General features: G+C 70.7%; 19 protein-coding genes and 1 pseudogene. 12 read left to right on the top strand and 8 right to left on the bottom strand.

Going from position 1 to position 20,771, the window contains the following annotated elements; genetic code table 11:
- Positions 1 to 59: 59 nt before the first annotated feature.
- Entirely contained in the window at positions 60 to 1,019 is a 960-nt protein-coding gene (locus NM1_RS12925; RefSeq protein WP_068018812.1) for a DUF389 domain-containing protein, read from the top strand.
- 6 nt (positions 1,020 to 1,025) lie between these two features.
- Here the strand turns inward: NM1_RS12925 and NM1_RS43335 are convergent, their stop codons facing one another.
- A complete protein-coding gene (locus NM1_RS43335) occupies positions 1,026 to 2,258 on the bottom strand; it encodes a hypothetical protein (RefSeq protein WP_174556868.1) in 1,233 nt (410 codons plus the stop codon).
- A gap of 228 nt (positions 2,259 to 2,486) precedes the next feature.
- Here NM1_RS43335 and NM1_RS12915 point away from each other — a divergent pair, with 228 nt between their 5' ends.
- From NM1_RS12915 to NM1_RS12885, 7 genes are all read left to right on the top strand, one after another.
- Entirely contained in the window at positions 2,487 to 3,656 is a 1,170-nt protein-coding gene (locus tag NM1_RS12915; RefSeq protein ID WP_068018809.1) for a phosphotransferase family protein, read from the top strand.
- 444 nt (positions 3,657 to 4,100) lie between these two features.
- Complete coding sequence (locus NM1_RS12910; RefSeq protein ID WP_114699552.1) at positions 4,101 to 5,447, top strand: replication-associated recombination protein A; 1,347 nt, start codon at positions 4,101 to 4,103, stop codon at positions 5,445 to 5,447.
- Between the two features lie 46 nt (positions 5,448 to 5,493).
- Positions 5,494 to 8,160, top strand: a complete 2,667-nt coding sequence (alaS, locus tag NM1_RS12905; protein ID WP_068018806.1) for an alanine--tRNA ligase — start codon at positions 5,494 to 5,496, stop codon at positions 8,158 to 8,160.
- A complete protein-coding gene (gene ruvX, locus NM1_RS12900; protein WP_068018803.1) occupies positions 8,160 to 8,777 on the top strand; it encodes a Holliday junction resolvase RuvX in 618 nt (205 codons plus the stop codon). Before alaS ends, ruvX begins: the two co-directional genes overlap by 1 nt.
- On the top strand, positions 8,770 to 10,308 hold the full coding sequence (locus NM1_RS12895; protein WP_068018800.1) for an endolytic transglycosylase MltG: 1,539 nt from the start codon (positions 8,770 to 8,772) through the stop codon (positions 10,306 to 10,308). Before ruvX ends, NM1_RS12895 begins: the two co-directional genes overlap by 8 nt.
- Positions 10,298 to 11,113, top strand: a complete 816-nt coding sequence (locus NM1_RS12890) for a shikimate dehydrogenase (protein ID WP_068018798.1) — start codon at positions 10,298 to 10,300, stop codon at positions 11,111 to 11,113. The genes NM1_RS12895 and NM1_RS12890 overlap by 11 nt, the downstream gene beginning before the upstream one ends.
- Before the next feature lie 58 nt (positions 11,114 to 11,171).
- Positions 11,172 to 11,645, top strand: a complete 474-nt coding sequence (locus NM1_RS12885) for a B-4DMT family transporter (protein ID WP_169814254.1) — start codon at positions 11,172 to 11,174, stop codon at positions 11,643 to 11,645.
- A gap of 13 nt (positions 11,646 to 11,658) precedes the next feature.
- Here NM1_RS12885 and aroB read toward each other — a convergent pair whose 3' ends face one another.
- The 4 genes and pseudogenes from aroB to NM1_RS12865 all read right to left on the bottom strand — a co-directional run bounded on the left by aroB (position 11,659) and on the right by NM1_RS12865 (position 15,784).
- Positions 11,659 to 12,795 carry a 3-dehydroquinate synthase gene (gene aroB, locus NM1_RS12880; RefSeq protein ID WP_068018792.1) on the bottom strand — a complete coding sequence of 379 codons (1,137 nt, stop codon included), beginning with the start codon at positions 12,793 to 12,795 and terminating at the stop codon, positions 11,659 to 11,661.
- A gap of 728 nt (positions 12,796 to 13,523) precedes the next feature.
- Positions 13,524 to 14,042: pseudogene (locus NM1_RS43935) on the bottom strand (shikimate kinase); the annotation flags it as partial.
- Positions 14,039 to 15,244: a chorismate synthase gene (gene aroC / locus NM1_RS12870; protein ID WP_084519533.1), complete on the bottom strand. Its 1,206-nt coding sequence runs from the start codon at positions 15,242 to 15,244 to the stop codon at positions 14,039 to 14,041. The pseudogene NM1_RS43935 and the gene aroC, both read right to left, overlap by 4 nt.
- A 96-nt stretch (positions 15,245 to 15,340) precedes the next feature.
- Complete coding sequence (locus tag NM1_RS12865) at positions 15,341 to 15,784, bottom strand: prepilin peptidase (RefSeq protein WP_068018788.1); 444 nt, start codon at positions 15,782 to 15,784, stop codon at positions 15,341 to 15,343.
- A 198-nt stretch (positions 15,785 to 15,982) separates the two neighbouring features.
- On the opposite strand from NM1_RS12865, the gene NM1_RS12860 reads away from it, so the two are divergent.
- From NM1_RS12860 to NM1_RS12845, 4 genes are read left to right on the top strand one after another with little or no spacing between them, the layout of a single operon-like run.
- Complete coding sequence (locus NM1_RS12860; protein ID WP_068018785.1) at positions 15,983 to 17,104, top strand: M24 family metallopeptidase; 1,122 nt, start codon at positions 15,983 to 15,985, stop codon at positions 17,102 to 17,104.
- Between the two features lie 48 nt (positions 17,105 to 17,152).
- Positions 17,153 to 17,716: an elongation factor P gene (efp, locus tag NM1_RS12855; protein WP_068018782.1), complete on the top strand. Its 564-nt coding sequence runs from the start codon at positions 17,153 to 17,155 to the stop codon at positions 17,714 to 17,716.
- A gap of 10 nt (positions 17,717 to 17,726) precedes the next feature.
- The gene (nusB, locus tag NM1_RS12850) at positions 17,727 to 18,236 is read left to right on the top strand and encodes a transcription antitermination factor NusB (RefSeq protein ID WP_068018779.1); all 510 of its coding nucleotides are present in this window, start codon (positions 17,727 to 17,729) and stop codon (positions 18,234 to 18,236) included.
- Positions 18,237 to 18,494, top strand: a complete 258-nt coding sequence (locus NM1_RS12845; protein ID WP_211339388.1) for a YciI family protein — start codon at positions 18,237 to 18,239, stop codon at positions 18,492 to 18,494. It begins immediately after the preceding gene.
- 16 nt (positions 18,495 to 18,510) lie between these two features.
- Here the strand turns inward: NM1_RS12845 and NM1_RS12840 are convergent, their stop codons facing one another.
- The 3 genes from NM1_RS12840 to NM1_RS12830 all read right to left on the bottom strand — a co-directional run bounded on the left by NM1_RS12840 (position 18,511) and on the right by NM1_RS12830 (position 20,649).
- Positions 18,511 to 18,915 (bottom strand): nuclear transport factor 2 family protein, encoded by a 405-nt coding sequence (locus tag NM1_RS12840; RefSeq protein WP_068018777.1) that lies wholly within the window; start codon positions 18,913 to 18,915, stop codon positions 18,511 to 18,513.
- A 49-nt stretch (positions 18,916 to 18,964) separates the two neighbouring features.
- Positions 18,965 to 20,104 (bottom strand): serpin family protein, encoded by a 1,140-nt coding sequence (locus NM1_RS12835; protein WP_084519531.1) that lies wholly within the window; start codon positions 20,102 to 20,104, stop codon positions 18,965 to 18,967.
- Positions 20,105 to 20,199: 95 nt separating this feature from the next.
- The gene (locus NM1_RS12830) at positions 20,200 to 20,649 is read right to left on the bottom strand and encodes an SgcJ/EcaC family oxidoreductase (protein ID WP_068018843.1); all 450 of its coding nucleotides are present in this window, start codon (positions 20,647 to 20,649) and stop codon (positions 20,200 to 20,202) included.
- Positions 20,650 to 20,771 lie beyond the last annotated feature (122 nt).

Genomic DNA, 20,771 nt, shown 5'->3' with positions numbered 1-20,771 from the left:
ATAGTCTGCACCGGCGGCATCACCGATGCCGGGAATTCGCCGACCGCAAGGGGATACGGGTGCTGCACGTCCGGGTGATCTGCCCTCCCGAAGTCACCGCGGCCGCGCTGGACTCGCTGCGGTCCGAGCCGGGCGCGACGCTGGTCACGGTGCACCGCGGGGCGGCCGTGGAGCCCGCGGGCGATGTGATCGAGGCCGATGTCGCGCGCGAGGTGGCCAACGACGTGCTGGCCGCACTGTCGGCGCTCGGCATCAAGGAGTCCGGCGGCATCATGCTCGACCCGGTGGACACGGCGCTGTCCGATGCCGCCGAGCACGCGATCGAAGCGGCGCCGGGGGATCCGTCGGACGCCGTGGTGTGGGAGGAACTGGTCGCCCAGACCCACGAGGAATCCACCCTCAGCCCGACCTTCCTCGGATTCATCACGATCGCCTGCCTGCTGGCGGTGGTCGGGGTGGCGACCGATTCGCCGGTGACGATCGTCGGCGCGATGGTTGTCGGGCCGGAGTTCGGGCCGCTGGCCGCGGTCGCGGTGGCGTTGGTGCGCAGGAACTTCCGGCTCGCGCGCCGATCGGCGCTGGCGCTGCTGATCGGATTTCCGGTCGCGATGGCCATCGCCGCGCTGGCCTCGCTGGTGTGGGAGCGGCTGGGCTGGATCACATTGCAGCGCCTCGACGACATCCACAACGTCGACTTCATCTACGAGGTGGGGCCGTTCTCCCTGGTGGTGGCGCTGCTGGCGGGCGCGGCCGGGATGCTGTCGCTGGTGACCTCGAAATCGGCGGCGCTGGTCGGTGTCTTCATCTCCGTGACGACGATCCCGGCCGCCGGATTCGCCGCGGTCGCGGCGACGCTCGGCGAGTGGCACAAGGCGCTGCTGTCGATCGGCCAGCTCGGGGTGAACATGGTCGGCATCGTCGCCGCGGGCATCCTCGTGCTCTGGCTGCGGCCGCGCCACGGCCGCGAGGGCGGGCCGATCGACCGGCTGAAGCGCTGGTGGCTCACCGCCGACGCCTGACCGCGGTCAGGCGATCAGGCCGTCGACGAGGATGCGGTAGGAGTAGGTGACCGCGATGGCGGTGAGCGGTCCGGTCACCAGCAGCGGAATACCGCACAGCAGCATCGAGAAGAAGGTCATCACCACGACCGCCAGCGCCAGCAGCAGGACGGGCCCCAGGTTCGCGATCACCAGTTCGGCGCTGGCCTTGATCGCGGAGAACGGATCCAGGTCCCGGTCGATGACGAAGTGCAGCGAGAACATGCACAGAAACCCGACGATGATGCCCGGGATGACGAACAGCGCGATGCCGACGCTGGCGGCCACGAAGACGAGCAGCGCCGTGAGCAATACGTTGCCCGCGTTGACGAATCCGAAGAACGCCTGGAAATCCGGTGGGGTGCCGTCGCATTCGTAGAGCCCGCCGCGAATCATGGCCGCCTGCAACAGCCACACCACCAACGCGACCACCAGGAAGATCAGCAGCAGCGGCAGCAGCGAGTTCACGTCGCCGACGTTGATCACCAGCGTGACCGCGAGATACGCGACGAATCCCACGAGGGTGACGGCGATCCAGGGAATCGGGTTGTCGCGGAACTTGTGCCAGCCGTAGCCGAGGGCGTCGCCCACGTTCAGACCGGCGGGCGGCGGGACGGGGGCGGCGGCACCCTGCTGCTGGCCATATCCGGGTGGCGCCTGGTCGTACTCGGGCGGTGCCTGGCCGTACTCGGATGTCATGGCCCCTGGCGGCGGTGTCCAGCCGGGCGGCGGCTGCCCGGGAGGGCCGTAGGAGGGATCGCCGTAGCCCGGCATCGGTTGCGTGGGTGGCCCGTAGGTGGGGCCGCCCTGGCCGGGCGCGGTGCCCGGCGGCGCCCCGGGCGCGGCGCCCGCGGGGGCACCCGACGCCTGCTCCGCGGATGCGGGCTGATTGCCCGGCGCGGCGGCGTGTCGGCCGGGCGCCGGGGGCGGGATGGGTGCGCCCCCGGAGGCCGACGGCGACGACATCGCGGGCGGCGCCTCCACCGGCTCGCTGCCGTACTGGGCGGCCCCCGGGCCCTCGAACTGGGGATACCCAGCCGCGCCCGGCATCTCGTGGCGGCCGTGTTCGCGAGGTGGTTCGGCACCGGGCGGGGGCGCGGGCTCGGGGTTCTGATGCTGTCCGGAACCTGCCGCGGGCCGCTGGTCACCACCCTCCGCCGGTGTGTCGCCGGACGACGCCGCCTCTCGGCGCGTCGGCCCTGAGTGCGGGGTGTCGGTCATCGTGAGGACCTTTCGAATCACCTGGGTTACGGTGTGGCACACAGCAGTTGACGATGAGACAACCGGACCCGCCAGGATGTGTCAAGCAACCGCGGCCCGGGTGTCCGGTGGTGCCTGACCACAATCCGGCACCGGTAGCAAATGCTTCACAATGACACGCCGAGCGACGCGCGAAAGGTTGTCGAACCGCTCGCTGAAAGTGACCTGGAGCGAGTAACTTGGATCGCGATGACCGCACTATTGGCCGAACGCGCCGCCGAAGTCGTGTCCGCGGCACAACAGTTGCTCACAAAGCGAATGGGTGCTCCGGTAAAGCTGAGCGATCCGATCGAGCTCAGCGGCAGTGGCAGGACGACGGTACTGCGCGTGCGTGTTGCGGAGAACGCCTTTTCACTTCCACGGACCTTGATCGTGAAGCAGGTCCGCGGTGCCGCGCAGGATCGTCGCATCGGCGGCCTCGCGCCGGGTGTGGCCAGCATCGACTCCGCCTTCCTACGCGAGGCGGTGTCCTATCAGTTCACCACCGCCCTGAGCAGCGAGCATCGCCCCGGCGCGTATTTGCTGGCGCACAACCTCGCTGAGCGGGTGCTGATCCTCAGCGATCTCGGCGAGAACGCCTCGATGACGTCGGTCCTGCAGTCCGGCGCCGAACCCGCCACGCGCAATGCGCTGATGGCCTTCGCGCAGGCGCTGGGCCGCATGCACGCCGCGACCGTCGGCCGCGAGCCCGATTTCGTGGCCCTGCTGCGCCGGGTCGACGTGGTGCATCGCGTCGACGGCATCGCCGAACAGGCGGAGGCGGCGATCGGCGAGGTGCCGGGCCTGCTGGCCCGCGAGCTGGGCATCGAGGTGCCGGGCGAGATCGCCGAGCGCATCGTGCGCGGCAACCGGCTGTTCTCGGCCGGGCGGTTCCGCGCCTTCAGCCCGTCCGACCTGTGCCCCGACAACGTGATACTCAACGACGAGGGCGCGCGGTTCCTCGACTACGAGTGGGGCGGTTTCCGCGACGCCACCCTCGACATCGCCTACGCGCTGGTGTCGTTCCCGGGCTGCCTGTGCGATTTCGAGCTGTCGCGGGAGCGCGGGCGCCAGATGGTGGAGGCGTGGCGTTCGGAGGTGGTCGGCGTGTGGCCGGCCCTCGCCGACGACGCCCTGCTGGCCGAGCGGATCCTGGAGGCCCGCCTGATCTGGGTGTGGCTGACCACCTACTGGTTCCTGCCCGCCGACCACACCCGCATCGCCGCCGCTCGCGAACACGGCCTCTCGGTCCCGCGCTCGGCCGCCCTCATCAACCGCTGGGCCGCCCTGGCCGAGGACGCCCGCTGCACCGGCGACGACACCCTGGGCGATTTCGCCGAACACGTCTCGGCCACCCTCGAGGAGTACTGGGAGGAGTAGGGCCGCCGAGCCTGTCGGCCGAAGGGCGAGACGGGAGGGCGTAGGTACCGGAATTTCGTGGTCGGCAACCGGGTTGGAACGGTGCGGCTCGCGGGAGTCACCGCCCCGGAAGGCGACATGGGAGCGCGGTGGCGCGACTGTCGGCGCGGCCTATGGCGCCCGGATCGGAACCCGCCCCGCACCCCTGTCGACCCGGCCGCAGGTCGTGGTGTGTCGGACCCCGGCGGTACCGTCTGCAGATGTGAGTGAGCTTGCGAGCGATCCGAGGGCACGGCGCGTTCCCCGCACGATGGCGCTGCCGCGTCGCGCCGTGAGTGAGCTCGTCGATGTGGCGGAGACACCGGGTGCCTCGCGCGAGGGAGTCCGGAGCCGCCGGGGAGCGGTCGTGAACGAGCTTGCGGGCGGGCGGATCACGCGGCGTCGCTGTGCGGGTGGGGTGCGGCTGTGAGCGACGGATTGTTCGAGGCGCCTGGTGCGGACCAGGCGGCCGGGGGCACCGCGGTCGAGTTCCGCGGCGCGGGCGAGCACGTCCCACTGGCCGTGCGGATGCGTCCGGCGAGCCTGGACGAGGTGGTGGGGCAGCAGCATCTGCTGGGGCCCGGATCGCCGCTGCGCCGGTTGGTCGAGGGGTCGGGGGCGGCGTCGGTGCTGCTGTTCGGACCGCCCGGTACGGGTAAGACGACGCTCGCGTCGCTGATCTCGCACGCCACCGGCCGCCGCTTCGAGGCGCTGTCGGCGCTGTCGGCGGGAGTGAAGGAGGTCCGCGCCGTCATCGACCTCGCCCGGCGGCGCCTGCTGGCGGGGGAGCAGACGGTGCTGTTCATCGACGAGGTGCACCGCTTCTCCAAGACCCAGCAGGACGCGCTGCTCGCGGCCGTGGAGAACCGGGTGGTGCTGCTGGTCGGCGCGACCACGGAGAACCCCTCGTTCTCGGTGGTGTCGCCGCTGCTGTCGCGCTCGCTCGTGCTGCAGCTGCAATCGTTGTCGGAGAACGATATTCGTGCGGTGCTGCAGCGCGCGATCGAGGACCCGCGCGGGCTGGCCGGGCAATACACGGTCACCGAGGCGGCGCTGGACCACATCGTCCGGATCGCGGGCGGTGATGCGCGCCGATCGCTGACGGCCCTGGAGGCATCGGCGGAATCGTCGCTGGACGGCACGGTCGATGTCGACCTCGTGGAGGCGAGCGTCGACAAGGCGGCGGTGCGCTACGACCGCGCCGGCGACCAGCACTACGACGTGATCAGCGCGTTCATCAAATCGCTGCGCGGCTCCGACGTCGATGCCGCCCTGCACTACCTGGCACGGATGATCAGCGCGGGTGAGGATCCGCGATTCATCGCCCGCCGCTTGATGATTCAGGCCAGCGAGGACGTCGGCATGGCCGATCCGACCGCCCTGCAGACCGCGGTCGCCGCCGCCCAGGTGGTGCAGCTGGTCGGCATGCCGGAGGCACAGCTGGCCCTGACCCACGCCACGATCCACATCGCGACGGCCCCGAAATCGGGCGCGGTGGCCGCGGCCATCGGCGCGGCGCTGTCCGATATCGGACAGGGCAGGGCGGGCCTGGTCCCGCCGCATCTGCGCGACGGGCACTACGCGGGCGCCGCGAAGCTCGGCAACGCCCAGGGATACAAATACCCGCACGACCACCCCGACGGCGTCCTCACGCAGCAGTACCCACCCGACGAACTGGTCGGTAAGGACTACTACGACCCGACCGACCACGGCTACGAACGTGAGGTCGGCCCCCGGGTGACCAAGCTGCGCCGGATCGTGCGCGGCAACTGAGCCGCGCCGGAAACCCGCTGGACCGCTCCCGGTAGGCTGGATATCTGTGCAGACCCACGAGATTCGACGGCGCTTCCTGGAGCATTTCGTCCGTGCCGGACATACCGAGGTACCCAGTGCCTCGCTGATCCTGCCGGACCCCAACCTGCTGTTCGTCAACGCGGGCATGGTCCAGTTCAAGCCGTACTTCCTGGGTCAGGAGGCCGCACCGTTCCCGCGCGCGACCAGCGTGCAGAAGTGCGTGCGCACCGGCGATATCGACGAGGTCGGCGTCACCACCCGGCACAACACCTTCTTCCAGATGGCGGGCAACTTCTCCTTCGGCGACTACTTCAAGGAGGGGGCCATCACCCTCGCCTGGGAGCTGATCACCAAGTCGCAGGAGGAGGGCGGCTTCGGATTCGATCCCGAGCGGATCTGGGTGACCGCCTACGAGTCGGATCCGGAGGCCGCCGAGATCTGGCATCGCGTCGCCGGAATCCCCACCGAGCGCATCCAGTACCGCGACGGCAAGGACAACTACTGGGATATGGGCGTGCCCGGTCCCGGCGGCCCGTGCTCGGAGATCTACTTCGACCGCGGCCCGGAGTACGGGAAGGACGGCGGCCCGGTCGTCGACGAGGATCGCTACCTCGAGATCTGGAACCTCGTCTTCATGCAGGACATCCGCGGCGAGCTGAGCCCCAAGGAGGGACATCCGCCGATCGGGTCGCTGCCCAAGAAGAACATCGACACCGGCATGGGCGTCGAACGCGTGGCGATGCTGCTGCAGGGCGTCGAGAACGTGTACGAGACCGATCTGCTGCGCCCGATCATCACCAAGGCCGAGGAGCTGACCGGTAAGAAGTACGCCGTCGAGCACGCCGACGATGTGCGCTTCCGGGTGATCGCGGACCATGCGCGCAGCGCCGCCATGCTGATCTCCGACGGCGTCAACCCCGGCAACGACGGCCGCGGGTACGTGCTGCGCCGCCTGCTGCGCCGCATCGTGCGCTCCGCCCGGCTGCTGGGCGCCGAGCAGCCGGTGATGGGCGAGTTCATGAAGATCGTCAGCGAACTCATGTCGCCGTCGTATCCCGAGCTGGCCAGCGATTTCAAGCGCATCGAGAATGTCGCCGTCGGCGAGGAGACCGCCTTCCTCAAGACGCTGTCCACCGGCTCCCGCCTGTTCGACGAGACCGTCGCCGAGGTGAAGTCGGGCGGCGGCAAGAAGATCGCGGGCTCGGACGCCTTCACGCTGCACGACACCTACGGTTTCCCGATCGACCTGACCCTCGAGATGGCCGCCGAGGCCGGGCTCGAGGTCGACGAGCAGGGCTTCCGCACGCTGATGGCCGAGCAGCGCCAGCGTGCCAAGGAGGACGCGGCCGCCCGCAAGCACGCCCACGCCGACCTGTCCATCTACAAGGAACTGGTCGACCGTGGCGCCACCGAATTCACCGGATTCGACGAACTCGCCACCGAGGCCACGGTCCTCGCGCTGATCGCCGACGGCGTCCGGGTGCCGACGGCGACCGCCGGTCAGGACGTCGAGGTGATCCTGGACCGCAGCCCGCTCTACGCCGAGTCCGGCGGCCAGATCGCCGACCGCGGGTCGATCACGGCCTCCGGGCTGAAGCTGCAGGTCAACGACGTGCAGAAGATCGCCAAGAAGCTGTGGGTGCACAAGTCCACCGTCGAGCAGGGCCAGGTCACCGAGGGCGACGCCGTGCTCGCCCAGGTCGACCCGTCGTGGCGCCGCGGCGCCACCCAGGGCCACTCCGGCACCCATATGGTGCACGCGGCGCTGCGGCAGGTGCTGGGCCCCAACGCGGTGCAGGCGGGCTCCCTCAACAAGCCGGGTTACCTGCGCTTCGACTTCAACTGGCAGGGCCAGCTGTCGGAGCAGCAGAAGGCCGATATCGAGGCCGTGTCCAACGACGCCGTCGGCTCCGACTTCCCGGTCAACACCTTCGTCACCGATCTGCCCAAGGCCAAGGCCATGGGCGCGCTGGCGCTGTTCGGCGAGAACTACGGCAGCGAGGTGCGCGTCGTGGAGATCGGCGGCCCGTTCTCGATGGAGCTGTGCGGCGGCACCCACGTCGAGCACTCCTCGCAGATCGGCCCGATCACCGTGCTCGGCGAATCGTCGGTCGGCTCCGGCGTGCGCCGCGTCGAGGCCTTCGTCGGCCTGGACTCCTACAGGTACCTGGCCAAGGAGCGCGCGCTGCTGGCCGGTGTGGCGTCGTCGCTGAAGGTGCCCAGCGAGGAGGTGCCCGGCCGCGTCGAGCAGCTGGTGGAGCGCCTGAAGGCGGCCGAGAAGGAGCTCGAGCGCACCAAGGCCCAGGCCGTGCTGTCGCAGGCCGGGACCTTCGTCGAGCAGGCCCACCGCACCGGCAAGGTGCTGCTGGTGGCCGCCGCCGCGCCCGAGGGCGTGGGCGCGGGCGACCTGCGCACCCTCGCCACCGATATCCGCGGGCGGTTCGGCTCCGAGCCCGCCGTGGTGGTGCTGCTCGGCAACGCCGACGGCAAGGTGCCGTTCGTGGTCGCGGTGAACAAGCCCGCGCAGGAGCTCGGATTCAAATCCGGTGACCTGGTCGGCAGTTTCGGCCCGAGCATCTCCGGTCGCGGCGGCGGCAAGCCGGAGATGGCGCAGGGCGCCGGGTCCGACCCGTCCGGAATCGAGGCGGGGTTGGCCGCGGTGCGGGCGCGGGTGGCCGAGCTCGCCGCCTGATGGACAGTTCCGAGAGTCCGCGGTCGCCGGAGCCCACCAGCCCCGGCGACGCCACCGCTCGTCACCGCTCCGCGGATACCGCGGCCGACCGGCCCGACGCCGAGACCGATCCGGGCCGCGGTCGCCGGATCGCGATCGATGTCGGCACCGTCCGCATCGGCGTCGCTGCCTGCGATCCGGACGGGATTCTGGCGACTCCGGTGGAGACCGTGCAGCGGGCGACCGCGAAGGCCCGGCGGGGGACCGGCGGAAAGGGCCTCCCGGCAACCGATCTCGCCCGGATTGCCGAGATTGTGCGGGAATACGAAGCCGTCGAGGTGATCGTCGGCCTGCCCCGCACTCTGCGCGGGGAAAATGGCACCTCCGCCCAGCTGGCGATCTCCTTCGCCGAACATTTGCGGTCGCTGATTCCCGGAGTGCCGATACGACTTTCCGACGAACGTTTGACTACGGTGACAGCTGCACGTGCATTGCGGGACAGTGGAGTTCGCGCGCGTGGCCAGCGGCAGATGATCGATCAGGCGGCGGCCGTATCGATCCTGCAGGGATGGTTGGACGAACGGAGTGCGGTGTTGAAGTCGGCCGGGGAGCAGGCGGCAGGGTGGTCGGATGAATGACCGCTGGGCGCGGGCCGAGGAACGTCATCGGCAAAGCGTCGAGGAGCGGAGATACCGGCGCCCCGACCGCGGGTGGGGCGGCGCCGACAACCGGGCCGTGCGCGGCCGGGGTTCCCGGCACGCCGCACCGGTCGAGGACGACTGGGACGACTACGAGGACGACACCACCGTCATCCCGCGCTACACCGACGACGAGCAGGACCCGATACCCACGCCGCCGCCCCAGCGGGCGCCGCAGCGCGGCAGGCCGACGCGGGGCCAGAACGCCCGCGCGCAGAATCCTCGCGGACGGGCGCCGCGCGGCCGATCCACTCGCAGTGAATCGGGACGCGGCCAGTCGCGCAGCAAGCGTTCCCGGGTCGCCTCCCGCAAGGCGGCCGAGCGCAAGCGCCGCCGGCGGAACCTGTGGCTGCTCGGCTGCGTCTTCGTGGTGCTGTTCGTGGCCGCGGGCGGGTACGCCGGATACAAGTTCATCGGCAAGCTGAGCGGGCCCGAGGACTACGCCGGTCCGGCCGGACCACCGGTGGTGGTGCGGGTGAAGGCGGGCGACACCGCCGAGCAGATCGCCCAGACCATGTTCGACAAGGGCGTCGTCGCCAGCACCGGCGCGTTCTACGAGGCCGCGATCCGCAATTCGAAGATGAACTCGGTGCAGCCCGGCTTCTACTCCGTGCCCACGCACAGCAAGGGCTCCGAGGCCGTCACGGCGTTGATGGGCAAGGACTCCCGGGTCGGCAACGTGGTGATCTCCGAGGGCAAGCGCCTGCACGACTCGACCGACGTGAACACCGGCGCCCGCAACGAGGGCATCTACCGCAAGATCGCCGACGCCAGCTGCCTGGGCACCGGCACCGCACGCCGGTGCCTGACCTACGAACAGCTCGAGGCCGCGGGCGCGAGCACCGACCTGGCCGCACTCGGCGTGCCGTCGTGGGCGGTGGACACCGTCCGCCAGGTGCCCGATCGCAATCGCCAGCTGGAGGGCCTGATCGCCGCCGGCGCCTGGGACTTCGACCCGAGCGGTACCGCGGAGCAGGTGCTGGCCCAGCTGGTCGGCGACAGTGCGCGCACCTACGAGTCGACCGGGCTGACGCAGTCGGCCGCGGCGACCGGTGGCCTCACCCCGTACCAGACGCTGATCGCCGCATCGCTGGTGGAGCGGGAGGCGCTGCCCAACGACATGTCGAAGGTGGCGCGGGTGATCGTGAACCGGCTGGCCGCCAACCAGCCGCTGCAGTTCGACTCCACGGTGAACTACACACTGGACAAGACGGAGGTCGCCACCACCGACTCCGACCGGGCCAAGCGCACGCCGTGGAACACCTACGCGATGCCGGGACTGCCCGCGACACCGATCTCGTCGCCGTCGCTGGATGCCCTGCGCGCCATGGAGACTCCGGCATCCGGCTCGTGGTTGTACTTCGTGACCGTCGACAAGCAGGGCACGACGATGTTCACCGAGAGCTACAGCGAGCATCAGCGCAATATCGAACGCGCCCGGCAGAGTGGAATTCTCGACAGTGGACGCTGAGCAGGGCCGCCGCGCCGCGGTGCTCGGCAGCCCGATCGCGCACTCGCGGTCGCCGCAGCTGCACCTGGCCGCCTACCGGGCGCTCGGGCTGGACTGGAGTTACGAGCGGATCGAATGCACCGCCGAGCAGCTGCCCGGGCTCGTCGGCGGCTTGGGCCCGGAATGGGTCGGGCTGTCGGTGACGATGCCCGGCAAGGTGGCCGCGCTGGACTACGCCGACGTGCGAACCGAGCGCGCGGTGCTGGCGGAATCGGCGAATACGCTGCTGCGCACCGCCGACGGCTGGCGCGCGGACTGCACCGACGTCGACGGCGTTCGCGGTGCGCTGCAGGGCGCCGACGTCGCGGCGGCCGGGCGCGCGGTGGTGCTGGGTGCCGGCGGTACCGCGCGGCCCGCGCTGCTGGCGCTGGCGGAGCTGGGGGTGCGGGAGGTGGCCGTGGTCGCGCGCGACACCGCGCGGGCGATGAGCACGCTGGAATTGGCCGGGCGTCTCGGAATGTCGGCGGTGTGTATCGATTTCGATATCGCTCCCGTTCGCCACGCCTGCGCGCACGCCGATGTGGCGGTGAGTACCGTGCCCGCCGACGGTGCCGCCGCGGTGGCCGAGGCGGTGGCGATGGCGCCGGTGGTGCTGGACGCGATCTACAACCCCTGGCCGACACCCCTGGCCCAGGCGGTGACGCGCGCCGGGCATACCGTCGTCAGCGGTCTGCAGATGCTGCTGAACCAGGCCTACGGTCAGGTCGAGCAGTTCACGGGGCAGGCGGCGCCGCGTGCGGCGATGGCGGCGGCGCTGGATGCGTGACGGGCATTAGAACCGGTTCCAATTCGGTGCCGCTGCGACACAGGTTAAGGTGATCGACATGAATGCGTGGGTGTTGCGCGCCGTGGCGCTCGGGGCGCTGACCGTGGTGCTCCGGACCGTGCTCGGTTTCGGGATGATCTATTGGCCGACGCACGGTTCGTGGATGCGGATCCTGTGCCTGATCGTGCTGATCGCGGCCGTCGTCACGTGGGGGCTGCTCGACGGGCGCGGTGACCGCCGCAAGAATCCCGATCCCGAGCGGGGCGGCGCCGACCTGACCATGCTCTGGCTGAAGGCCGGTGTCGCGGGTGGTCTCGGCGCCGGTGTGGTCGCGTGGGTGCTCGACTTCCTGCCCAAGTTCGACCTCGGCGACAACGGCCTGGGCTTCGAGCTCACCGCCGGAGCGTCGTTCATCATCCTGCTGATCTTCGTGCCCGGCATGGCGGGCGTCGCCCTGGGCCGCTTCCTGGTCGGCCGCGAGGCGAAGAAGGCCGAACCCGCCCCGCCGCCCACGGCCGCCTCGGCGCTCTGACGAAAGGCCGGGTCTACAGCAGGATTCCGCCGCCCGGCGCATCCTCGCGGGCGATCGTGGCGTAGGCCGCGGCCAGCAGGCTGGGGTCCGGGCCCTCGAGGCGGCCGGGCTTGGCCAGGCCGTCGAGGACGACGAAGCGCAGCACGCCCGAGCGAGTCTTCTTGTCGGTCTGCATCGTCTCGAGCAGATGGGGGAGGGCATCGGCGTCGTACGTGGTGGGCAGGCCGACGCTTTCGAGAACGGCGCGATGACGGTCGGCGGTGGCATCGTCCAGCCGACCGGCCAGCCGCCCCAGCTCGGCGGCGAACACCAGGCCCACCGAGACGGCCGCGCCGTGCCGCCAGCGGTAGCGCTCGCGGCGCTCGATGGCATGGCCGAGGGTGTGGCCGTAGTTCAGGATCTCGCGCAGGCTGGCCTCCTTCAGGTCGGCGGCCACCACATCGGCCTTGACCTGAATCGCGCGGCGCACCAGTTCCGGCAGCACCTCGCCGGTCGGATCGAGCGCGGCCTGCGGATCGCGCTCGATCAGGTCCAGGATCACCGGATCGGCGATGAAACCGGCCTTGATGATCTCGGCCATACCGGCCACGATCTCGTTGCGCGGCACCGTTTCCAGCGTCGCCAGATCCACCAGCACCGCCGCCGGCTCGTGGAAACTGCCGACCAGATTCTTGCCCGCCTCGGTGTTGATACCGGTCTTGCCGCCGACCGCCGCATCGACCATGGCCAGCAGGGTGGTCGGGATGTGCACGATCTGCACCCCGCGCATCCAGGTGGCGGCCACGAAACCGGCCAGGTCGGTGGCCGCGCCGCCGCCCAGGCTGATCACCACGTCCTGGCGGGTCAGGCCGATGCGGCCGAGCACCTCCCAGCAGAATCCGGCCACCGGCAGATCCTTGCCCGCCTCGGCATCGGGAATCTCGATGCGGTGCGCGTCGATCTTCTCCCCACCCGGGCCCGGCTCCGCGTCGTGCAGCGCCTGCCGCACCGCCTCCGCCGTCTCGGCCAGCGGGGGCTGATGGAAGATCGCGACGGTCCGCACGCCCGGCCGCCCCGCCACCTGCTCGACCAACTCGCCGAGCAGGCCGCGCCCGATGATCACCGGGTACGGATCGGCCGTGCGGACCTCGATGCGGGTGGGGTCGGTCATACTTGCTGCTCCGATTCTGCTCGTGATGGGTGTGCGGTGCCGGGTGGTCCGGCCGTGCGGGTGGCCGTTCGCCGGGTTCGTCCGCGTCCGATGATGCCCGGTGCCGTCGCCACCGAATCGCGCGTGCTGTCGGTCGCCGTGTCCGACGGCGGGCTGTGAGGTTCCCCCTGGCTGGGCGAACCGGCCTGTGCGGCATCAGATTCCCGATCCGCGCCCGGGGCGCCCGCGGCCCGGCGGGCACTGCGCCGCGTACGGTTGGCAGTGCGTGTCGCCCCGGCGGCTCCGGTTCCGGTGGGGCGGCCCTCGTCGGCCCGAGATGCCGCCGAAGGTCGTGCGGTCGCCCGGGGTTTCGAGGCGTCGCCCCCGGACGAGTTCTGTGGCGGCGCGGCCGGCCTTTCGGCGTCCGTGCTCTCGGCGGTATCGGCGCTCCGGGAGCGCCGTCGGCCTCCGCGTCGCGAGCGGCGGGAGCGGCGTTTGGGTGCGGATTCGTCGGTGGTTGCCGAATTCGACTCCGGTGCAACCGAAGTCGAAGGAGACTCGGAATCCTGCTGAGCACCCGCGGAATTCGTTTCGGTCTGCGAGTTCGATTCCGTCGCGGCGGCATTCGAGGCCTTGCCGCCGCGGCCCCGGCGTCGGCGGCGTCGTGAACGGGACCGCCTACCGGTTTCCTCGCCGTCGGCGGGTGCGGCGGGGGCGGGTTCCGGCTTCGGCTGCACCGGCTCGACGCCCAGTTTGCCCAGGATATTCCGTACCACGCGACCCGGACTGCGGCCGTCGGTGCGCACCCGGATGCTCGCCACCTCGCGGTAGAGCGGGCGGCGTTCGCGCATCAGCGCCCGGTACTTCGCGCCCGGGTCGTCGCCGGCGAGCAGGGGGCGGTTGGTGCTGGCGCCGGTGCGCCGAAGTCCTTCGGCGACACTGATTTCCAGGTACACCACGGTGCGCCCGCGCAACAGTTCGCGGGTGGCGGCGGACAGCACCGCGCCGCCGCCGAGGGAGACCACGCCCTTGTGCTCGAGGATCGCGCGGCGCACCACGCGCTCCTCCATGCGCCGGAATTCCGGTTCGCCGTCAGCGGCGAAGATCTCCGGGATGCTGCGCCCGGCGTCCTGCTCGATCCCGGCATCGGTGTCGTACAGGTCGACGCCGAGTTCGCGGGCGAGCTTGCGGCCGATCGTCGACTTCCCCGCTCCGGGCGGCCCGACCAGCACCACGCTCGGCCGGCGCGGGTCGGTCTGCACGATCATGAACCGTCGGCGCCCGGCAGGTGCGGGCGCGCGGTGATCCGCTTCAGGTAGCTGGTGAGGTTGCCGACGGTCTCGGCTAGCGAATCGCCGCCGAACTTCTCCAGCGCGGCCTGCGCCACGACCAGCGCCACCATCGCCTCGGCGACGACACCGGCGGCAGGCACGGCGCAGACATCCGAACGCTGATGGATGGCCACGGCCTCGTCGCCGGTGGCCATGTCCACCGTCGCCAGCGCCCGCGGCACGGTGGAGATGGGCTTCATCGCCGCGCGGACCCGCAGCGGCTCGCCGTTGGTCATGCCGCCCTCGAGGCCACCGGCGCGGTTGGTGGAGCGCAGCACCCCGTCGGGGCCCGGCCGCATCTCGTCGTGGGCCTGGCTGCCGCGTCGGCGCGCGGTCTCGAATCCGTCGCCGACCTCGACGCCCTTGATGGCCTGAATGCCCATCAGGGCCGCGGCCAGCCGCGAGTCCAGGCGGTTCTCGCCGCTGGTGAACGAGCCCAGACCCACCGGCAGGCCCTCGACCACGACCTCCACGACGCCGCCGAGCGTATCCCCGTCCTTCTTGGCGGCCTCGATCTCGGTGATCATCGCCGCCTCCGCCTCCTTGTCGAAGGCGCGGACCGGGCTCTCGTCGATCGCGGCCAGATCCGCGGCCGTCGGCACCACGCCGTCGGCGGACCGGGCCGTGCCGATGGACACCACGTGCGAGACGACCTCGACACCGAACGCCTGGCGCAGGAACTGGCGGGCGACGGTGCCGACCGCCACCCGGGCGGCGGTCTCGCGGGCGCTGGCCCGCTCGAGCACGTTGCGGGCGTCGTCGAAGCCGTACTTGAGCATGCCCGAGTAGTCGGCGTGGCCGGGCCGCGGCCGAGTCAGCGGCGCATTGCGCGCCAGCTCGGCCAGTTCCGCCTCGTCCACCGGATCCGAGGCCATCACCTGCGTCCACTTCGGCCACTCGGAATTGGCGATCTCGATCGCGACCGGGCCGCCCATGGTGCGCCCGTGCCGCACGCCGCCGATCACGGTGACCTTGTCGGCCTCGAACTTCATCCGCGCCCCGCGTCCGTACCCGAGCCGCCGGCGCGCCAGTTGCGCGGCGATATCGGCGGAGGTCACCTCCACCCCGGCCACCATCCCCTCGAGGATCGCGACGAGGGCAGGACCATGAGACTCACCAGCAGTAATCCAGCGCAACACGCCGTCCATCTTTCCACGTGAACACCGTCGGCCGGACATCCGGTGGGCCGCGACCTCGGTCACCGTCGCCACGGCGCGGCCGCCGGGCCTGCCTGCTCACCCCGCCAGCAGCAGGGCGAGCAGCGTCGACAGGCACATCGAGGGCCCGTGCGGCACGGCGCGCCGCGCAGGACCGGCGCGGCTGAGCGGCAGGGCGAGCGCAACCAGGCCCGCGACGGCGGTGAGGAGCGGGGCGCCGATCGCCGCCCACGCCCACGCCTGACCGCCGCCGCAGGCGGCGGCCGCGCCCAGACCGACGGCCAGCTTCACATCGCCCGCGCCGAATGCCGCCGGGGAGGCGAGATGGATGACGAGGTAGGGCACGGACAGCAGCAGCGCCCCGGCCAGGGCGGCGGCGAACCGATCGGCGGCCAGCGCGTAGCCGAGGACCGCGACGGCGCCGGAACCCGTGAGCGGGTCGGGCAGGCGCCGCTCGCGGAGGTCGACGGCACTCAGCAGCGCGCACCACACGGCCAGCAATCCGAACGCGACGGTTGTCATGTGGCCTATCGTTGCCCGGATCGCGGGCCGGTGGGGCCGCCGATCGTGAAATGTGGACAACCCCAACGCATGTGAACAACGCGTGCCTATCAATGCCGCCGCCGCAGGTGTCCGCGCAGGTGCCGCATGTCGCCGGGAACGAGACGACTGTGGGTGGTGTGGGGGATGTCGCGGCGCGGCAGCGGTAGCGTTGGGTTCATGTCTGCTGATCACGGCGCGCGACGCCCCGACCACGCGGCCCGCCGGGCGGCGTTGCGGAACCTGTTGGTGGAGAACGGCGTCGACGCCCTGCTGGTGACCGATCTGATCAACATCCGGTACCTCACGGGATTCACCGGATCCAATGCGGCGCTGCTGATCTTCTCCTGGGACGGTGCGGAGGACCGCACGGTGATCTGCACCGACGGCCGCTACGCCACTCAGGTCGGCGAGCAGGTGCCGGATCTGCGCGCCGAGATCGCCCGCGCCAGCGCGCGCCGCATCATCGAGCTGGCCGGGGAGTGGCAGACGGGCCGGGTCGGCTTCGAGAGCCACATCGTCACCGTGGATCAGCATCGCGGCTTCGTAGAGCAGGGCAGCGGCCTGCAACTGGTGCCGACCCGCGGCCTGGTCGAACAGCTGCGAATGGTCAAGGACGACTACGAGGTGGAGCAGTTGCGGGCGGCCTGCGCGGCGGCCGACTCCGCGCTGGCATCCCTGCTCGAGCGGGGCGCATTACGCCCTGGCCGCACCGAACGGCAGGTCGCGCGCGAGCTCGAGTGGCTGATGTTCGAGCACGGTGCCGCCGCCGTCGCCTTCGAGACGATCGTCGCGGCCGGTCCGAATTCGGCCGTGCCGCACCATCGTCCGACCGACGCGGTGCTGGCGGCGGGGGATTTCGTGAAGTTCGATTTCGGCGCGGTGGTGGGCGGCTACCACTCGGATATGACCCGCACGCTGGTGCTCGGGGAGCCCGCCGACTGGCAGCGTGAGGTGTACGAGCTGGTCCGCGCCGCACAACGGGCGGGCCGGGAGGCGCTGAAGCCGGGCGCGGGGTGCGCGGAGGTGGATGCCGCGGCCCGTTCGGTGATCGAGGCCGCGGGCCACGGCGAGCTTTTCGTGCACGGGCTGGGGCACGGCGTCGGCCTGCAGATCCACGAAGCACCCGGAATCGCCAAAATGGGCACGGGTACACTGCTCGATGGCATGGCGGTGACCGTCGAGCCAGGTGTGTACTTCCCCGGCCGCGGCGGTGTCCGGATCGAGGATACGCTCGTGGTTCGCGAGGGGGGTCCCGAACTGCTCACCCTGACCACCAAAGACCTGACCGTGGTCGACTGATCACGGTCGGCCGACTGCGTTCGAACGAAACAAGGAGACCCGAGGACTGTGGCGGACACCAGCGACTTCAAGAACGGCCTCGTGCTGAAGGTCGACGGCAATCTCCAGCAGATTGTCGAGTTCCAGCACGTCAAGCCGGGCAAGGGGCCGGCGTTCGTGCGAACGAAGCTGAAGAATGTCGTCTCCGGCAAGGTCGTCGACAAGACCTGGAACGCCGGCGTGAAGGTCGAGGTCGCCACCGTGGACCGGCGCGATATGACCTACCTGTACCACGACGGGTCGGACTACATCTTCATGGACAGCGACACCTTCGACCAGATCCACATCGGCGAGCAGATCCTCGGCAAGAGCGCGAAGTTCCTGCTGGAGAACATGCTCGTGCAGGTCGCCGTGCACGAGGGCGAGGTGCTGTACGTGGAGCTCCCGGTCACCGTCGAGCTCGTCGTCCAGAACACCGAGCCGGGTCTGCAGGGCGACCGCTCCAGCGCCGGCACCAAGCCGGCCACCATGGAGACCGGCGCCGAGGTGCAGGTGCCGCTGTTCATCAACACCGGCGACAAGCTGAAGATCGATACGCGCGACGGTGGCTACCTCGGCCGAGTCAACGCCTAATCTGGTGACTGTGGCCGATCAGCCCGAGGGCAAGCGCTCCTCGTACAAGAAACTGGGTGCCCGGCACAAGGCCCGCCGCCGCGCGGTGGACCTGCTGTTCGAGGCCGAAGCCCGCGATATCGACCCGGCCGACCTGCTCGCCGAGCGCGAGCAGCTGGTCGGGGACGATGCGGTGGCGCCGGTGAATCCCTACACCCGCACCCTGGTCGAGGGCGTCGCCGACGACCTGGACCGGGTCGACGGCAGCATCGAGTCCTATCTGCAGGACTGGACGCTGGAGCGGCTTCCGGCCGTGGACCGCGCCATTCTGCGGGTGGCGGTGTGGGAGCTTTTCCACGCCGCCGAGGTGCCGCCGGTGGTGGCCGTCGACGAGGCCGTGGAGCTGGCCAAGGAGCTGTCCACCGACGATTCGCCGAGCTTCGTCAACGGCGTGCTCGGCCAGGTGGTGCAGGTGGCGCCGCAGGTCCGCGCGGCGGCCGCCGCCACCCGCGCGACGCCGCATCCCGACGGCGAGGCCTGAGTGCGCAAGTACCTCGTCATGGCCGTGCGCACTCCGGACTGGGACGATGCGGTCATCGAACCGCACCGCGACTGGCTGGCCGACGTCCGCTCCCGCGGGCAGCTCGACTGCACCGGCCGTTTCACCGACGGCACGGGCGGCGCGTATGTGATCCTCGCCGAAAGCCTGGGTGCCGCACGGGATCTGGTGCACACCGACCCGATTCACACCACGGGCGCCTCGGCGGTCACCGTGTACGAATGGGAGATCACGGGCTGAGTCCCCGCGCCGCGGCTCAGTCCGGCACCACGCCCTCGACGGCGTCGCGCAGCCGCGCGGTGTCGGCATACACGGTGCCGCGCACCAGCTTCGATTCGGCGAACTCGTAGATCCAGACGTTGTCCACCTCGACGGCGGTGCCGTTCTTCGCGCGGGCGGCGACGTGCACGGGGACCACGATTTGATCTCCGGCGTCGATGAAACCCGTAGGCGTCGAAGAGAATTCGTCGAACCAGCGCCACAGCTGCCGGGCGAACCAGCCGTAGACCTCCTCGGCTCCGCGGAAATTCCCGCCGTACGGTATCGAATCCGGCACCACCAGTTCACAATCCGGGTGCAGGAGCGCCTGCAGGGCCGTCAGATCGCCGTCGCGGAATCCCGCGAAGGCCCGCGCGAGTAATTCGGCATTCGAAACTGTCATGGCTGACGGTAGATCGATCGGTGTCGGTCCGGGGGCGGTTCGTCCGGAACTATCCGGGCGGCCGGGCGACCCAACCGGCGACGATCACCAGGCCGGTCGGGCGATGCACGGCAAGGAATCCGAACGGACGGTCGAACGTCGCGGAAATCTCGACGGCCGGGCGCGGGCGGAACGCGGCAGCGGCGCGCGTGAGGGCGATCGCGGTGACGGCGGCGGCCTCGAACCCGTCCCGGGTGAACCGGGCCAGCGCGTCCTGGGCGGCGCTGTCGACCCGGAGCGGCGTCGTGGAGATCGCGGGGAACCGGTCCCGCGTGCCGTCGGTCGCGGTGCGCAGCCCGAACAGATCCGGATGCGCGAGCAGGTCGTGTGACGAGCGGATCTCGAAGGGCGGCAGCTGAATCCGCAGGGTATCGGCCACGGCCCGGGTCTTGCGTACGGCCAGGCCGGGCGCCTCGGTCCCGATCGGCAGGTCGGTATGCGCCTCGACCGAACCGTCCAGCGCGCCGAATCCGGTACCGAGCACCTCACCCGGCGTGCCGTCACCGAGCAGCAGGTGCACGTCGAGATCGCCGGTGCCGCGCACCACCACCCGCGTCACGGGTGCCGCGCCGGACAGGATCGCCGCGTCGCGCAGGTGTTGCGAATCGCGGGACAGCCCGCGACCCCGGTGCCCGCGCCACGGCCCGTCCGACGGCTCCAGCACATCGTCGTGGAACGGCTGCAGCCACGCGGTTCTCGCGACCACCGCGGTGGCGAGCACGAGCAGCGTATCGCCGGTGACCGAGAGCGGGAGCCGCTCAATCAGGCCCGCGGTGTGGCGGTCGGCCCAGGCGTCGAGCGCCGCCTGCCCGGTGAGCTTCTCGACGACGCCGTCCGGCAGCGACCGCGCCCACTGCTCGTGCAGTTCGACATCGTCGCGGACCCAGACGCCGAGTGCCCCCGCGACGGTCTCCGCGTCGGCGAGTTCCGACAGCAGCCGCAGCGCGGCCGACTGCGCATCGTCGGCCGAAAGTCCCACGGCCGCGGCCAATTCGGAGCGCACCGGCTCGTTCGCCGCGGTCGCCAGCACGCCGAGCAGGGGCCACGCGCCGCACCCCGACAGCACGAAGTCATCGGTGCCCGCGACGGCGCACCACCGCCCCGTCAGGTCGTTGGCGGCGGCCACGTGCGGCAGGAGGCTGGTCTGCACACCCGCCAGCCTAGCGCCGTCGCGCATTCGCGGCCGCGACCGTGAGTGCGCCCCCGCCGAGGGTGTACGTGGGCCGGCGGGGGCGCTCCCGGACCTCAGGCAGTCCGGGGGATCAGGGTGTTCTGGCGGGCCGCGGCCCACCAGCGGCCGTCCTCCTTGACGAGCACGTAGAGGGCGATCATTGCGGGATCGGCATCGATCGGCTCGCCGTCCGCGGTGGTGGCCCGCGCGACCTTGTGCGCGATGGCCACGTCCGGGCGCAGGAAGGTGATGTCGGTGACGTCGTAGCGGACGTACTCGTCCTTCAGGAATCCGGCCAGCCCGGCCCGGCTGCTGGTGAGCAGCTCGTCCCGTCCCGTGAGCAGCGTGCCGACCGCGTTGACGACGGTGGCGTTTCCGATGAAACCAGAGGTCATGAGCTCGGCGTCGTTGGTGTTGTAGCCCGCCTCGACATCGGCGACGAGCCGCCGGATCGCGGCGGTGTCGTCGGTGTGGTCGGTGGCGGTGTCCTCGACGGTGGGAGCCTCGGCGTGTGCTGCGTTCATGTCGGTCATGTTGCTACCTGAAGAATGCTTCAGGTCTAGTGTTCGGGTCGGTGGCCTCGGTCACTCCGCTCGCACGTGCTGAGATAATGTGAGGGCCAATGAGTCAACTGCTCTCATCGTCG

This window comes from Nocardia mexicana NBRC 108244, assembly GCF_001613165.1.
Classification (GTDB): Bacteria; Actinomycetota; Actinomycetes; order Mycobacteriales; family Mycobacteriaceae; genus Nocardia; species Nocardia mexicana.
This window is presented reverse-complemented; position numbering and strand designations above follow the sequence as displayed.